The sequence below is a fragment of the Pedobacter sp. R20-19 genome (assembly GCF_000708265.2).
Classification (GTDB): Bacteria; Bacteroidota; Bacteroidia; order Sphingobacteriales; family Sphingobacteriaceae; genus Pedobacter.
This window is the reverse complement of the sequence record NZ_JCKI01000001.1, coordinates 82,424-97,128: the sequence shown is the minus strand read 5'-3', so window position 1 is coordinate 97,128 and position 14,705 is coordinate 82,424. Positions and strand designations below refer to the sequence as shown.

Genomic DNA, 14,705 nt, shown 5'->3' with positions numbered 1-14,705 from the left:
CCCATGAAAACCTTTAAACGTGCCCTGCTTTATCTAATCAGCTTAATTATTTTGTTCTTTGCCAGTTTATTCATCTGGCAACCTTATTTAGCCAGGGTGTTGTGGTATCGTACACCTGATGCAATGACCTATAAAGCTTTTCCACAAGCCATTATTCACAAAAGTGATTCAGCATTTCATTTTTTTAGGGCGGAAAGAATGAGAAAGGATATTGATACGTTCCAGGTTCGGGATGGCAATCATCAATTCATTCCTTTTACTAAATATTTTAAAAAGGGTAAATTAAATGCCTTCATCGTAATTAGAAACGATAGCATCTTATACGAAAAATATAGCGAGGGTTATAGTGATACTACTTTAACCACTGTTTTTTCTGGTGCCAAGAGTATGGTATCTGTTCTTTTAGGTCAGGCGATGGAAGATGGAGTGATTAAGAGTTTATCACAAAAGGTTACAGATTATATTCCTGAGTTAAAGGCTAATCCTGCTTTTAATAATATAACCTTAAAAAACCTATTGGATATGAAATCCGGGTTGGAATTTAAAGATGCATTTGGCGGAGTTGTTAAAGCTTTTTTTTCTGATGAAGCAAAATACTATTATACACATGATATGAAAGCCGAGTTAATGAATGTAAAGCTGGTGAATAAGCCCGGAACAGTATGGAAGTATAAAAGTATCGATCCGATTCTGCTGGGTTGGGCAATTGTAAGTGCAACTAAAAAAACGTTAGCCCAATACACTGAAGACAAATTGTGGAAGAAAATAGGTGCTCAAAATAACGCTACCTGGGGCTTAGATTATGAGGAGGGTTTAGTTAATACGGCTAGTCGCTTTCAGGTTACCGCTATTGATTGGGCGAAGGTTGGTCGTTTATATTTAAACAATGGGAAATATAATCATCATCAGGTGGTGCCGGAAGACTGGGTAAAAAAATCGATCAGTATAGGCAGCGAAAAACCTGCATCTGCAAAAGGCTGGCAAAAGTCAGCACATCATTACTTGTGGTGGATTCCGCAAGTAGGTGAGCGTGGTGATTTCGCAGCGGAAGGAATGCGTGGACAAAGACTTTATATCGATCCGAAAACCAATACCATCATTGTTCAGTTTGCTGCGCAAGGGGCGGGTGATTATCCTTATCGTAGAATCAGCAGGTATTTGGCAGGCTTGCCGTTTAGTTATCCGAATTAGCAATTTCAACTGCAATGTAAGCCGTAATATTTAAATAACATAAAATTAGACTCTTGTCTTAGCGTTCCTAGTGCTTTCCTTAATTTCTTTGTGGTTAAATTATTAAAATAGTACATTGCTTAACAATGGAAAACGAAGACGTAAAAATCCTGAAGAAGAAACCAATTTTCCCTGTTACACCTGCTCTACAGAAATATCTGCGCAGTTATCAGCGAGAGGCTAAACTACCCATTAGTTATCATGATTTAATGCAGTTTAATGAGGCCTTCCCTCTAATGGATAAGTTTGGGAAAGATTCGCTTTGGGAAGGACCAATTTATGCGCAGGATTTAATCGAGACTTTACACAATGGCTTGAGAGAAATTTATGCCAACCTTAAGGCATCTGGAAATCTTCGTATCGTTGAACATAAATACATTGATAAAATTGAATACTGCACCTTTGGAAATACCCATCCTTTCCGGATTAGAATTGTAAATCGGTTGAATGATGTATATGACTATTTCTATATTAAAAAAGCTGATGCTTCCCGTATCTATGGCTTGGAAATGGAGGAAATTCTTTCGCCAAACCAGGTGAATTATCTTGTAGATGGGGATACATTAGTGGAAGAGCATATCGCCGGAATTCCTGGGGATGTGTTTACAAAAGGTCAGTTATATACTCCTGAATTTAATCCAACACGTATTGCAAAAGAATTTGTAAAGTTTAATGAGCGTTGCTTAATTATGCTTCTTGGAGATATGAGGGCCTATAATTTTGTGGTACAGATTACACCTGATTTTGATGATATTCAATTCAGAATCAGGGCGATTGATTTTGATCAGCAATTTTATGAAGGTAATTTGAAAGTATATTTGCCTCAGTTTTTTAAAGAGAACTTACCCTATGTAAAAATGAGTATGGAACAGCTTACTGAAAAAACGGTGTTACAATATCAGCAGGAAGAACGGTCATCCATTGTTCACCGGGTAAGAAGTGAGCGACACCGCTTAACTGATCTTCGGGATGTTTCAAATAAAGAAGAATTAACCACTTCTGAAAATATTGCCATTTTGAAACAAGGTATGAGTGATTATTTTAAGGATACGAATTATTTGAAATGTAAAAACATGACAGATATTATAGAGTTGAATATCAAAAATATTATCAGGCAGGTAAAGTTATAAAACTAAAAACGGCTGGTAAATTTACCAACCGCTTTTGAGTGAATTTAGAAAGAGCGTAAAAAAAAATTAAGCGTGTTGACCTTCATGTACTCCTTCTGCAAATTCCTCTACAATTTTATCATTAAATGCAGGTAAATCTTTAGGTGTTCTGCTGGTTACTAATCCTTGATCTACAACAACTTCTTCATCACTCCATAATGCACCCGCATTAATCAGGTCTTTTGAAATATTTTTTACGGAAGTTAGCTTTCTGCCTTCAACCACTTCTGCATTAATTAATGTTTGTGGACCATGACAAATGGCTGCTACTGGTTTACCATCTGCAAAAAATGATTTTACAAAGGCAATGGCATCTTCATTTACACGTAATTCATCTGGATTGATCACTCCTCCAGGCAACAATAAACCGTTATAGTCATCAGCATTTGCTTCTGTAATGGTTTTATCTACATCAACTTCTATCGACCAATGATCCTGATCCCAAGCCTTGATTTTTCCACTTTTTGAGGAGATGATGTGAACGGTTGCGCCTTCTTCTTTTAACCTTTTAACGGGTTCGGTTAATTCAACTTCTTCAAATCCGCTTTCTGAAAGTACAGCAATAGTGCGGTTACTTAATTGTCCCATAATCTTTTCTGTTTTAAATAGGTGATGTATTTAAGACAAAATTGAGGGAAATTTTGTTTTTATAAATTTAAGATTAGATGTTTTTGGATACTGATTTACTGAGGTCTATTGAAGAAAATATAAGGATAATGTATGTTAATTGCTATTTAAAGATTTGCTTGGGTATTTACTTATATGGTTAATAAAATATATTAACGCCTTGTTTTTAACTATATGAGGCATCGAAAAAAAGGAAATCTATACCTTGGTTCAAGCTATTATAATAACATCAGCTATTATGTATTTAAATATTAACTATATTTCGAATACATGTATTGCTAATCATTTGTTCTTCTGTGTTTTATAAAATAAATTGCTAAATTTCCTGCAATGAAAATATGGTTTAAAATGTTTGGAATTAATCCATAATATTTTGTAAAAATTTCAAATCGTTCCTTCAGGCTCTCCCTATGTTTTTTCTTGCTCATACCGCCAACCAGGTATTTGGCCACATAACGGTGTACGTTAACAATATTCGATGCCTTCTTTGCTGATTTAATGATCCAGTCGATATCAGAACTGTACCTATATTTCAGATCATAAGGTTCAGTGATGCTTTTCCGGATATAAATAGCCTGATGACTGATATTCATTCCAAACTGAAAGCTTTTCCAGTTAAAAATTTCTGGTGCTTCATGTCGTCTGCGACCTAAACTTTTCCAGTTATCGTTGAACATTTCTGTTTCACCATAATAAATATCGGCACCTGGAGCTGAATCAAAAACATCTTCTACGGTTTGCTCGTCGTAAATTTCATCTCCAGAATTCATAAATAAGATATAATCGCCAGTTGCAAGGGCCAAGCCTTTGTTCATGGCATCATAAATTCCTTTGTCTGGTTCAGATATAATTCTTGAGATCCGCTCTTTATATTGGGCTATAATCGCTAATGTACCATCTGTTGATTTTCCATCAATTATAATGTATTCAATGTTTTTATAGGTTTGCTTCAATACAGAAGTGATAGTCCGTTCAATATCCCGCACGTTGTTATATACAATGGTTATTACTGTTAATTTAGGCATACTGATCCATTGATTTTAAGGGTTCGGGCATTGGGTAAAACATTTCGCATCTACAATCAACTGATAGCCCTGAGCAAAAATCTCTAATGTTAACGCTTTCATGTTATTGAGGTGGTTATTGGCTAATACCATAATTTACTTCGGTTGTAAATCTATCAGTGTTTCATACAAATGGATATGTTCAGCAGCAATAACCTCTTCCGAAAAATGAGTTAGGATACTAAGTCTGGCTGCTTTTTGAAGCTCCTCCTTATTTGGGCGGTGATATAGCCATTCCATTCCATTAGCTAAATCTTCAGCATTTTCATAAGCAGCCAGGTAGCCATTCTGCATATGCTTGACCATGTCAGGGATTCCACCTGTGGTAAAGGCAATTACGGGAGTGGCACAGGCTAAACTTTCCATCACTGTATTAGGCAAATTATCTTCAAGCGAAGGGGTAATGAAAGCGTCGGCAGCCGAATAACATTTAGCCAAATGTTCATCATTATTGATTGTACCGAGAAATGTGGTTTTAAAGGGAAATTCCGGCATTTCTGTATTGTCTTTATTGCCAAATATTACCAATTCAAAATTTTCTTTTTTAATTCCGGGGCGGCGGGATAAGATTTGTAAGGCTTCAATTAAATAAGGTGTGCCTTTATGTTTATCATTTTTTGAGGGCATGAAACCACTCATCATCACAAATTTTTCCGGATCGATTTTTAAAATTTTCTTTGCTTCAGATTTTAGATAAGGTTTAAAAATCTGTGTTTCTATCGTATTTGGAATAACGGCAATATCTCTTGTGGCTAATAAGCTGCTGAATTTTACTGATTTAGCCATCCAATTACTTGGTGCTACAATGTGGAAATTCAGCTTCCTGTAAGCTTTTTGTTTGCGCAGCCAGGTTTTATGCGACAGATCATCCTGATTGCTCAGTTTTAAAATCGGACAATTGCCACATTGTTGATGAAAATTTTCACATCCATATCGAACATGACAACCACCTGTAAAAGCATTGCTATCGTGAAAAGTCCATACGATAGGTTTCTCTAGTTCATCCAGTTCAGCGAGGAATTTGGGTGTAAGAAAACCATGATTAACCCAGTGCAGGTGAATAACATCAGCATCTTTCACTTTTGGATGGTTTTTAACTGATCGGCCGAACCACTGTAAGCTAAAAGGTGTTTTAACTGATTTGCTTAACCATTTTGCATAATATCTTTCAGAAAGGATATTATAAACTGCCTTGACTTTTTGGATAGGAGAAACTGAAAAAGTATCGATTTTTGGATTCTGACCAAATTTATAATAGACCAAAACCTCCGAATCAATGCCACTAGCCTGTAGTGCATCACTTAACCGCAAACAGGCTCTTCCTGCTCCGCCATTTCCATCATAGGTATTTAGGTGTAAAACTCTCAAATCGATCAAAAATACATTTTATTGTTTATGAATATAAAATCTGTTATGCAATTTCAATATTATATTTTTATTGCACTTCAATTGAAAATAGTGACGCTTTTAAAGTACTTGAAACAATTGTTTTTCTGATGACTTTTTTGTTAATAAATACAAAATCAAACCGATTGTGCTTCTTGCTCTGCTTTAACGCCTAATGTGCAAATAATAGTATTAGTAAGATAGCGATATCTTTAGTGGTGCTTCAAAATTATAAAACGGATTATGATGATTGCTTTATTGCTTATAAAATGATCGATAACGATTTAGCAATACTACCTTTCGATTTTACTGTTCTTTTTCCGTTTCTTTGGCATTGGAATATTTAAAACATGGCAAATTTATTAACTGACAGGGCTTTTTGGGTAAATTATTGGGAAAGTAAAAAGGGACTTGCTGTACAGCTACCCGAAAATTATTTATTTCATCGCCAATTGACAGAAATTGTGGAGGAAAATCAGGTAACAACAGCTATTGAATTGGGAGGTTTTCCAGGTTATTATGCCGTATTCCTAAAGAAATATTTAAAGTTAGAAGTTACGCTTTTAGATTATTTCGTTCATCCGCCTGTAGTTAATGAGCTGTTGAAGAAAAATGGTTTGGCTGAACAAGATATTCAGATTATTGAAACAGATTTGTTTAGTTATCATCCTGAACAACAATATGATTTGGTTTTAAGCTGTGGTTTAATTGAACACTTTAATGATACTGCTGATATCATTAATCGTCATATCAATTTTGTTAAACCTGGTGGTACACTATTTATTACCTTGCCGAACTTTAATGCCGTGAATGGCTGGTTCCAAAAAAACTTCGATAAGGAAAACTATGATAAACACAATATCAATAGTATGAACCCACAATTGCTAAAATCGATTTGCGAAAAAGCTGGACTAAAAAATGTTGAATCAGGTTATTTCGGTCGTTTTAGTGTATGGCTAGAAAACGAAAATCAAAAACCTGCCACCGTAAGGCTTTTTAAAAAAGCAGTTTGGTTAACAGGTAAAATATTAACTAAAATTATTCCTTTCGAGAGTAAAAGTTTGTCGCCTTACATTATTCTTCAAGCTAAAAAGGATCTATAAAGCCTTCTTATATAGCCCTATTTCACTTAAGGTAATACAAACCGGTGACTTCGTAATGTTGATTCTCACTTTAGTTGCACTAACAGGTTGATCGAGTTTAATCAATCGTTTTGCGCCAATACTGGTACCCTCAAAAATTTTTTTCCATTGGTTGTTTTCAAAGATTTCAATGTTATAAGCTTCAATTCTTTGTCCAAGCGGAATAAATTCTTGCATGCTAATGATGTCGAAAGTTTGTTTGGCTTTTAAATCTAATGCTAAACTGGCCGTATGAATATCATCATTTGTAGCCCAATAACTTTGTTTATTTCCATCAATAAGAAGGGATTGGTTGAATTTTTTTTCGCGTACATTGCTTGCTTTAATGCTGGCATTTTTAGCCAAATTATTTGCAAATGTATTTCGAACCATATCTCCAAATCCTTTCAAAGCGGCAACATCGTCATCATGTAACTGGCCTCTGGGGTCGGGTGCCAGGCCTAAATCTAAACCTGCACCACGGCCAACACTTTTCAAATATAAATCGAATAGCATTTCTGGTGTTTTTGGCTTTTCCTTAGGGTGATAAAACCAACCCTGACGCAAGGGAACATCACATTCGGCAGGCATCCAAAATTTACCATTTCGAATTCCTTCCGGGCTTTGTGGGTAGTTCGCCTGTCCGGGAACAGCTTCATTTATTCCATCGGGCGCCGTTGGCGTAAAAGTTGCCCAGCTGGTTTCTGCAGCATGACCATCTTCATTTCCAACCCAACGAACATCTAAACCTATATCGCTGAAGATATTAGCCATAGGTTGCATTTTCCGGGTAATGCCCCAGGTATTTTTCCAATCATAATAAGTCGTATTATCAATAGATCTTTTCTCTTTGGCTCCCCCATAAAATCCATCGCCTCCGTTTGCACCATCATGCCAGCTCATAAAAAGTTCTCCATAGTTGGCGTATAATTCTTTGAGCTGTGATTGATAGATGGCTAAGTACTTATCCGTTCCATAAAGTGCATTATTTCTATCCCAGGGAGAGCAGTAAACCCCAAACTTTAATCCGTTTTTACGCACAGCCTGCTCTATTTCCTTAACTAAATCACCTTTACCATTTCTAAACGGGCTTTTGGTAATGTTATAATCTGTTGTTTTAGTTGGCCAAAGGGCAAAACCATCATGATGCTTCGATACTAAAACAATACCTTTCAGTCCGCCTGACTTAGCGGCCTTAATAATCTGCGTTGCATTAAAATCTGTTGGATTAAAAATTTTAGGATCGGCATCTCCAAAACCCCATTCCTTATTTTCGAAAGTGGTAGGCGTAAAATGCATGATGCCATAAATTTCTACATCATGCCATGCCAATTGCCTTTTTGATGGTAAAGCACCGTAAGGTTTAGGTGGGTTTTGAGCGAAAGTGTTTAACGAGACAAGTAAAAGAATGGATAAAAGGAACCTCATGATGAATAGTTTGATTCCTCCAAAATACAAAGAAATATTTGTTAGTGGGAAAAATATTGTGCTAACTTCTCTTTCATAAAACGTTTTACTCTTATCACTAGATTTCCTTTTCTGTTCGCTAAAAAACTTTTAATGACTTGATAGGCTTTTTTATCTTCTTGAATAATATCTGGAAATTCCGTTATCGGTTTAGGATTAATCACCACGTTATAGATATCATTGATACCTGAATGTACACCAGTACCATCGTGACCAATATTGTTCACCAATGATTGTGATGGGTTTAGTGTTAAACCATTCTTTAAAAATATGGAAGCGTACCACCTAATGGCCCAACTGTTATTTTTGCCCTTTTTAAACTCCTGCATTTGCTTCCAAAAGTTCATTTTATTATCGATAGAAAAGGCGGCCTTTTTTTGATGATCGAACTTATTGATTAGGATATCAATGTTTGGTTCAAAATTTTTCCATGCACGCTCCCATGTTGCCCAGCCCCAACTTGTGGCTGCCCTGAAAAAGAAAGACTGTGGAAGGTCATTTGCCTTTAGAGGATACATATAAGCCCCAATATGCATTACTTTTTCTTCATTACGATAGCGATTTAAGGCCTCATTAAAATAGGTAAGTGTATGCGGAGAGGTTACTAAATCATCTTCAAAAACGATAACCTTTCCGTATTCAGTAATTAATTTGGTTACGCCTGCAATTATGGAGTTGGCTAAGCCTGAGTTTTCTGTTTTTTCAACAACCTTAACCGATTTAAAGCCATCGATTTTTTTTACAATAGATCTTACTTCTGCTACTTTGTCTTCATCCTGAGCTGTTCTTGCCCCGTCAGAAAAGATGAATAATCTACTTTCAATGGCAAGTTCATTTTGTCGCAAAAATTTTAGTGTCCGTTCGGTATGCTGTGGACGATTGTAAACAAAAAGGGCTATTGGGGCAAGATTTTGCATGTTTCGATTTTATTCGTTACCTATATCAATCATTTCAAAGGCAACCTTTATCCGATTTAATATGATATCGGCTGAATGCAAAAATATATTAATAAATTGATTCATATGTTTCATTTACATATGTTTTTTGCCCTTCACTAAAGATGTGTGTACAATTGAAGTTAATCATTAGTCCGATTGGGGAAGATAATAGTTTCATATAAGTAAAAGTTGTGCTACATGAATAGGGGCTACATAGTCTATAGATTTGAGTTCAACTACCAATATATCTTCAATAAGCAAATCACATTTTAATTGCGCATCAATTTCAAATCCTTTGTAATCTATCGGAATAACAAACTCCGACTTGAAATTTATATTCCTCAATTTCAATTCGTGAATCATACATTTATGATAAGTACATTCTAACAAGCCAGGACCTAATGTTTTGTGCACTTCAATGGCCGCTCCATTTACTCTGTAGACTAAATCCTTTAAATAGTTTCTGGTTAATAACATTCCTTTTTGATTAAATTAATAAGGGATGTACTTTTAAAAGAGATGATTTATAGTTCAATATAGATTATTTTCTTCTAGGATGAGATTTTAGAAAATATAAGCTGATACTTTATGTAAAATATAATTCAGGTTAGTTGCCTCCTCAAATATCTTATATTCTTAAATTTCCTTTAATGCCTTAGATGGTAAAAATGCTCACTTTATGTTATTGACCATATGAGGAATATAAGGTTCATATAAGGAAAGTGTCCAGACAAATCTTAAGGTGGGATCAAAACAACGTTATTCTTACATTCCTTCAATGCCTTATATGATAAAAATGCGATGCATTTTATTATTGACTATATAAGGAATATAAGGCTCATATAAGTTAAGCGTTTGAACGAATTTTAAGTTTCTATTTAAACAACGTTATTATTATATTTCCTTAAATGGTAAAAAAGGAATAATCCTCCTAACATTCAAATCTAAAATATATGCAAATTTAGATCAGACTTTTTTGTTAAAACAGTGTATGCATTGGCAAACTGCTCTTGTTTTTTCCTTCCAAGCAAATTACCTAATGTTTTTTTGATCTTATATTCCAGTTCAATTTTCAGCGTTTTAGAAAACGTTTTTGGTGCTTTTCTATTGATGAATTCGTTAAATTTAACAGTTTCTGGCGCAGTCATAGAAACTTTGTCTTCCAGAATTTCCAGTCCCTCACTTTGTAATAAAAACCTAAGCGATGTTGGTGTGTACATATTGATATGGCCGTAATCCAGAAAGTGTTTCATTCTCATATCCACGCCAAAGCGATAGTCTTTTGGTACTTCAACTACAATGTACTTAGCTACCCGTTTCAACTCACGCAGAAGTATCCTTTCATGCTCTACATGTTCTAAAACGTGAGCCAGGATAATCAGATCAAAAGTATCATCTGCATAAGGGATTTTATAACCATCAAAAGTTTGTGCTTCTTTAAGGTTGGCCAATTTTCGGTTCTTAATAATATCAACACCACTCTGTGCAATTTCCAAAGCATAGAGTTCGGTAGCGAAGTTCCATTCATTCAAAAAATGCAAAATACTCCCATCACCAGCACCAACTTCGAGTACTTTTTTTGGCTGGATGTTTTTACAAACATCCACAATGTTTTGTGCCTTATATTTAGCACCAAGCATACGCCAGGCGACATCACTGTTGGTGTAAAAGTTGTCGTAAGCTGTTTTAACTTCCTCGCTTAACATATATAATGATATTAGATACCTAAACAGTTACTTGCTTTGTAAAAAACCGAAGTTGCTTTTTCGTAAAAAAGTCCAGGAGAAATTCCGCTGAAACTAATTTCTTTAAAGCCATTTTCCTTTAATAATAAACGAGCTGGCTGGTAGACTTCGCGCTCACTGTCATCTAAGATAATTACACCATCAGGAGATAATGCTTCCAAACTGTATTTACAGCAATTTACACGGTCACGTCCATCAACAATAATGATATTAAACTTCTTATCCAGCAACATTGCTTTTCTGGCATACTCTCCATCCCGATGTAATTCACAGAAAATCATTTCAGCATTAGCTGGGCTGGTGCCTTTCACTTTATCAAACCAACCTTTGTCATGCTCTACAGAGGTCACTTTTCCGGCTCTTTCCGCATAAAAAATAGTTGAACTTCCAGAGCCATACTCAAAAATATGCTGGGTTTTCGTTATTCTTTCCTTAATGAAATCGATGAAGGAATAGGTTACCCAGGGTAGTGCCTTGCCTTTGCCGTCAACGGCTTGTTTCTGATCAAAGGCCGTAAACCATCCAATGCTGTTTAAGTAACCTTTATGTCCGTATGATAGTAATGCTTTAAGCCTGTTTGGCTTTGCCATTAGTGTTGCTAGTGCTTTTAAAGTGCTCAACGTTTAAATATTTTTTGAAATGCGGTGATCAAAAATAATGATTTTAACATCATTATCCCCTGTTGGCGGGTTTTAGGAATTAATAAAACATAGAAAGTTGAAATAAAACATGCGATTAATGTAGCAATTGATGCTCCAACACCTGCATATTTGGGAATAAGCCATAAATTTAAAAGAATATTTGCAGCGGCGCCAGCTGCTGTTCGGTAGAAAGAGATTTTGGTATATCCTTCTGCAATAAGGTATTGAGAACTTGCCATCCCTAAAAAAACAAAAATGCCAGACCAAATATGAATAGAAAGCATAGGCCCGGCACCATCGTATTTTCCACTGTAGGCAATATGAATAATATCAGAACCAAAAAAACTAATGAATATTGCTATTGGAATATTAATGTAAACCAATAAATCATATAAATTCCCCAATCGTTTTTGGTAGCGTGATAAATCTGTTTTTCTAGCATTAAGCAGCGCCGGGAATACCGAAGTAACAATTGCGCTAGGGATAAAGTACCAAGCCTCACTTAAGTTTTGTGCACTGCTATAAATTCCTACTGCTTTACTGCCTACACTTTTTAACATTACCACATCTATTTTCATATAAATGGTTACCATTACGGCTGAAAGTATTAATGGAGAAGATTTGATAAGTAATGTTTTTGCCCTTTGTTGGTTGAAGTGCCAGTTTAATATTTTCAATCCGCGTTTTTGATAGACAATGATTAAACCTATAGCCAGAATTATCGCATCTACTACGTATGCAAAAACAATATAGATTAAAGGCAAACCCATTGTAACAATCAAGATTTTAAAAATTGAGGTCAAAATGAGACTCACATTCTGTACCTGAACCACATATTTAGATTGAACCTGCGACTGAAAATAGGAATCAATTACATTAAACGATTTGAAGAAAGAAGCGAAGGCAAGTAGCGCAATAAGTAAGGTTAAAGGTTCTCCAGGATTTTTGGAAAAATGGTGACTGATTAAATAAATTACAATTGCAATGGGAATTAATAAGCCATTGGTGATCATACGTAATCCAAGTGAGGTGCCTAAAATTTCATCTCTTCTGGATGGTTCTTGAATCACTTCGCGGATAATAAAAGTATCAAGTCCTAAACCTCCTACGGCGGCCAAAATAGCAACTAAAGATAATCCGAAGCTTAAATCTCCAAATAAAATTGGACCTAAATAACGGGCGATTAAAAGGTTTACTATTAAACTTAATGCTTTACCAAACATCAACCAACCCGTATTTTTTAAGTACTTGTTAAACGCCTCTTCATCAAAACCTTTTATGCTAGGTAATTTCATTAGCGCAAAGATGTAAAAAAAAGCGTTAATTAAGTGAGTGGTGCGCCAACTGCGATATCACATCGGTGACCAGGATCACCATGTTTTGGGTTAATTTTTGCTCCACTCTGGCTAGTTTCCATGGTTTTACTTTCAACTGGCTGAGCATCAGGCTTTTTTATAGTTGTTTGAGGTTAAATGGTTTTTGAATTTAAAGGTGCGCCTATTGCAATGTCGCATCTATGGTTGGGCCGCCCATGTGGAGGATTCATACCCTTTGCCACTTTTATTAGTGCCGGCTGGCTTACTGTTGAGCTAGCACCTGTCGTTTTTGCAATAGCTGCCGGTTTGGAGTCTAATGGTGCACCAACTGCAATATCACATCGGTGACTTGGTTCACCATGTTTTGGATTTAATTTCTTTCCGGAAGTATTTACAGCTATAGGCGTAGAAACGGTTACAGGTGATATATTAGTGATGTTTTTTTGAGGTTGGGTTGCTGTAGATTGTTGAAGAGGTGCACCTACAGCAAGTGCGCAGGTATGGCCTGGTTTGCCATGTGCAGGATTATAGATTAAACTGGTTTTGGCAGACTGTACAGCAGGTGAAGAAGCATTCTTTTGAAGGCCTTCCAAGCCATTAGGCGTTTGAGCAATGGTTTGATTACTTTCTTTTTGCTTATTACTGCATGAGCAAAAAATAATAATTACTGATAGGTAAAAAAACTTCTTCATTGTGAGCGTTTTATGGTTAATCAAATATGCTAAAATATCTTAACCTTTAAAACTCTTTTCAATTCGTTCGAGTTGTTTGAGATGATGTTTAAGGTGTATTTCTATAAATCTCAACCATTGCTTGGCATTTAAGTAGCCTAAACGTGGATGTTTAGTTTTTAGCTGTAAATCTGCAGTGGCTATTTTGGGATAGTATTTTCCCAGGGCAGTCTCAAATTCAATAATGAAATCTAAAGCCTCAGGTTTATTAATTTTCTTTACCCTGCCTGCAAGCCTTTTAGGTACTTCATATTTTTTTACCGGAGGAAGTGAGCCTAAAAGCAAGATTAATTTTACTATAAAATGCGTAGGTTCCTTTTTCCCTTTTCCTGTAATACTATCATCTAAAGAAATTAAAGAAAGCAGACTGGCATCAAAAATATGAGCATATACTTCACTATAACTCCAACCGCCTATTGGTGGGGTAAGCTGGAAAATATCATCAGCATAGGAAGATAATTTAGATTTATAGGAGCCAATAATATGAATTAAAGAAACCCTAACTTTTGCTGTATTCATATTTAATATACGTTAATAGCCCTAAAATAGATTAACTAAGTCTTTAAGATGCGTAATTTCTTTCTTTACATCTTCAGGCTTTTCCTTTGCTAGGGGGTTAAAAAAGATGGCTTCCATGCCGAAATTTAAAGCGCCGTAAATATCAGCCTCTATACTATCGCCAATCATGATACTTTCCTCTTTTTTAGCTTTTGCCCTTTCTAGTGCATATTCGAAAATGCGTGGGTTTGGTTTATTTACCCCAACATCTTCCGAAATAATAACATTTTCGAAGTAAGGATTCAGGTTGGAAAGCTCCATCTTAGTCAGTGTAGTTTCTTTGAACCCGTTCGAAATGATGTGTAGTGTATACTTTTCTTTCAGGTAAGTTAAAACATCCGTTGCACCATCAAATAAATTTGTTTTTGTGGGTGAAATATTAACATAATCTTCTTCAAACTGATGCGGCACCACATCAGGACTAATTCCTAACTGGACAAATGTTTTACTAAAACGCTCAGCCCTTAGAAAATCTTTAGTGATTTTCCCCAGATGATAATCCGTCCAAAGTTTGTGGTTATTTTCGGTATAGGTGAGAATGAAATCCGAACAGGAATGTAGGCCTAGAGCCTTCAAATCATAGGTATGATAAAGTTCATTAAGTGTTTCTTCCGCATTGCGATCAAAATCCCAGATGGTGTGATCGAGGTCGAAAAAAATATGTTTTTTGTTTTGAAGCATAATTATTGATAAAGGTAGGACTTATCAGCTG

General features: G+C 35.6%; 15 protein-coding genes. 3 read left to right on the top strand and 12 right to left on the bottom strand.

What is annotated here, in order from left to right; translation table 11 throughout:
• Positions 1 to 3: 3 nt before the first annotated feature.
• Together AN34_RS00445 and AN34_RS00440 are read left to right on the top strand one after the other, a co-directional pair.
• Complete coding sequence (locus AN34_RS00445; protein WP_029281156.1) at positions 4 to 1,191, top strand: serine hydrolase; 1,188 nt, start codon at positions 4 to 6, stop codon at positions 1,189 to 1,191.
• Between the two features lie 125 nt (positions 1,192 to 1,316).
• Entirely contained in the window at positions 1,317 to 2,360 is a 1,044-nt protein-coding gene (locus AN34_RS00440) for a hypothetical protein (RefSeq protein ID WP_029281154.1), read from the top strand.
• Positions 2,361 to 2,426: 66 nt separating this feature from the next.
• On the opposite strand, the gene AN34_RS00435 is transcribed toward AN34_RS00440, so the two are convergent.
• The 3 genes from AN34_RS00435 to AN34_RS00425 form a co-directional block, all read right to left on the bottom strand.
• Entirely contained in the window at positions 2,427 to 2,987 is a 561-nt protein-coding gene (locus tag AN34_RS00435) for a type 1 glutamine amidotransferase domain-containing protein (RefSeq protein ID WP_029281152.1), read from the bottom strand.
• A gap of 317 nt (positions 2,988 to 3,304) precedes the next feature.
• Positions 3,305 to 4,051 (bottom strand): glycosyltransferase family 2 protein, encoded by a 747-nt coding sequence (locus tag AN34_RS00430; protein WP_029281150.1) that lies wholly within the window; start codon positions 4,049 to 4,051, stop codon positions 3,305 to 3,307.
• A gap of 135 nt (positions 4,052 to 4,186) precedes the next feature.
• Positions 4,187 to 5,458, bottom strand: a complete 1,272-nt coding sequence (locus AN34_RS00425) for a glycosyltransferase family 4 protein (RefSeq protein WP_036676410.1) — start codon at positions 5,456 to 5,458, stop codon at positions 4,187 to 4,189.
• A gap of 368 nt (positions 5,459 to 5,826) precedes the next feature.
• On the opposite strand from AN34_RS00425, the gene AN34_RS00420 reads away from it, so the two are divergent.
• On the top strand, positions 5,827 to 6,579 hold the full coding sequence (locus AN34_RS00420; protein ID WP_029281146.1) for a bifunctional 2-polyprenyl-6-hydroxyphenol methylase/3-demethylubiquinol 3-O-methyltransferase UbiG: 753 nt from the start codon (positions 5,827 to 5,829) through the stop codon (positions 6,577 to 6,579).
• Here AN34_RS00420 and AN34_RS00415 read toward each other — a convergent pair.
• The 9 genes from AN34_RS00415 to AN34_RS00375 form a co-directional block, all read right to left on the bottom strand.
• A complete protein-coding gene (locus AN34_RS00415; protein WP_051666094.1) occupies positions 6,574 to 8,025 on the bottom strand; it encodes an alpha-L-fucosidase in 1,452 nt (483 codons plus the stop codon). The two genes, AN34_RS00420 and AN34_RS00415, sit on opposite strands and share 6 nt — an antisense overlap.
• A 41-nt stretch (positions 8,026 to 8,066) precedes the next feature.
• On the bottom strand, positions 8,067 to 8,981 hold the full coding sequence (locus AN34_RS00410; protein ID WP_029281142.1) for a glycosyltransferase family A protein: 915 nt from the start codon (positions 8,979 to 8,981) through the stop codon (positions 8,067 to 8,069).
• A gap of 195 nt (positions 8,982 to 9,176) precedes the next feature.
• Positions 9,177 to 9,479 (bottom strand): GxxExxY protein, encoded by a 303-nt coding sequence (locus tag AN34_RS00405; protein ID WP_231625461.1) that lies wholly within the window; start codon positions 9,477 to 9,479, stop codon positions 9,177 to 9,179.
• A gap of 467 nt (positions 9,480 to 9,946) precedes the next feature.
• Positions 9,947 to 10,708: a class I SAM-dependent methyltransferase gene (locus AN34_RS00400; protein ID WP_029281140.1), complete on the bottom strand. Its 762-nt coding sequence runs from the start codon at positions 10,706 to 10,708 to the stop codon at positions 9,947 to 9,949.
• A gap of 11 nt (positions 10,709 to 10,719) precedes the next feature.
• The gene (locus AN34_RS00395) at positions 10,720 to 11,367 is read right to left on the bottom strand and encodes an FkbM family methyltransferase (protein WP_029281138.1); all 648 of its coding nucleotides are present in this window, start codon (positions 11,365 to 11,367) and stop codon (positions 10,720 to 10,722) included.
• Complete coding sequence (locus tag AN34_RS00390) at positions 11,364 to 12,683, bottom strand: flippase (RefSeq protein WP_029281136.1); 1,320 nt, start codon at positions 12,681 to 12,683, stop codon at positions 11,364 to 11,366. The genes AN34_RS00395 and AN34_RS00390 overlap by 4 nt, the downstream gene beginning before the upstream one ends.
• Positions 12,684 to 12,856: 173 nt before the next feature.
• Complete coding sequence (locus AN34_RS00385) at positions 12,857 to 13,396, bottom strand: hypothetical protein (protein ID WP_051666092.1); 540 nt, start codon at positions 13,394 to 13,396, stop codon at positions 12,857 to 12,859.
• A gap of 39 nt (positions 13,397 to 13,435) precedes the next feature.
• Positions 13,436 to 13,954 carry a DinB family protein gene (locus AN34_RS00380; RefSeq protein WP_029281132.1) on the bottom strand — a complete coding sequence of 173 codons (519 nt, stop codon included), beginning with the start codon at positions 13,952 to 13,954 and terminating at the stop codon, positions 13,436 to 13,438.
• A gap of 21 nt (positions 13,955 to 13,975) precedes the next feature.
• Positions 13,976 to 14,674, bottom strand: a complete 699-nt coding sequence (locus tag AN34_RS00375; protein ID WP_029281130.1) for a YjjG family noncanonical pyrimidine nucleotidase — start codon at positions 14,672 to 14,674, stop codon at positions 13,976 to 13,978.
• Positions 14,675 to 14,705: the final 31 nt, after the last annotated feature.

Coding starts and splice junctions, on each gene's coding strand:
- AN34_RS00405 (WP_231625461.1), bottom strand. CDS start 9,479: ATGTTATTAACCAGAAACTATTTAAAGGATTTAGTCTACAGAGTAAAT.
- AN34_RS00400 (WP_029281140.1), bottom strand. CDS start 10,708: ATGTTAAGCGAGGAAGTTAAAACAGCTTACGACAACTTTTACACCAAC.
- AN34_RS00380 (WP_029281132.1), bottom strand. CDS start 13,954: ATGAATACAGCAAAAGTTAGGGTTTCTTTAATTCATATTATTGGCTCC.
- AN34_RS00435 (WP_029281152.1), bottom strand. CDS start 2,987: ATGGGACAATTAAGTAACCGCACTATTGCTGTACTTTCAGAAAGCGGA.
- AN34_RS00420 (WP_029281146.1), top strand. CDS start 5,827: ATGGCAAATTTATTAACTGACAGGGCTTTTTGGGTAAATTATTGGGAA.
- AN34_RS00375 (WP_029281130.1), bottom strand. CDS start 14,674: ATGCTTCAAAACAAAAAACATATTTTTTTCGACCTCGATCACACCATC.
- AN34_RS00390 (WP_029281136.1), bottom strand. CDS start 12,683: ATGAAATTACCTAGCATAAAAGGTTTTGATGAAGAGGCGTTTAACAAG.
- AN34_RS00415 (WP_051666094.1), bottom strand. CDS start 8,025: ATGAGGTTCCTTTTATCCATTCTTTTACTTGTCTCGTTAAACACTTTC.
- AN34_RS00445 (WP_029281156.1), top strand. CDS start 4: ATGAAAACCTTTAAACGTGCCCTGCTTTATCTAATCAGCTTAATTATT.
- AN34_RS00410 (WP_029281142.1), bottom strand. CDS start 8,981: ATGCAAAATCTTGCCCCAATAGCCCTTTTTGTTTACAATCGTCCACAG.
- AN34_RS00430 (WP_029281150.1), bottom strand. CDS start 4,051: ATGCCTAAATTAACAGTAATAACCATTGTATATAACAACGTGCGGGAT.
- AN34_RS00440 (WP_029281154.1), top strand. CDS start 1,317: ATGGAAAACGAAGACGTAAAAATCCTGAAGAAGAAACCAATTTTCCCT.
- AN34_RS00385 (WP_051666092.1), bottom strand. CDS start 13,396: ATGAAGAAGTTTTTTTACCTATCAGTAATTATTATTTTTTGCTCATGC.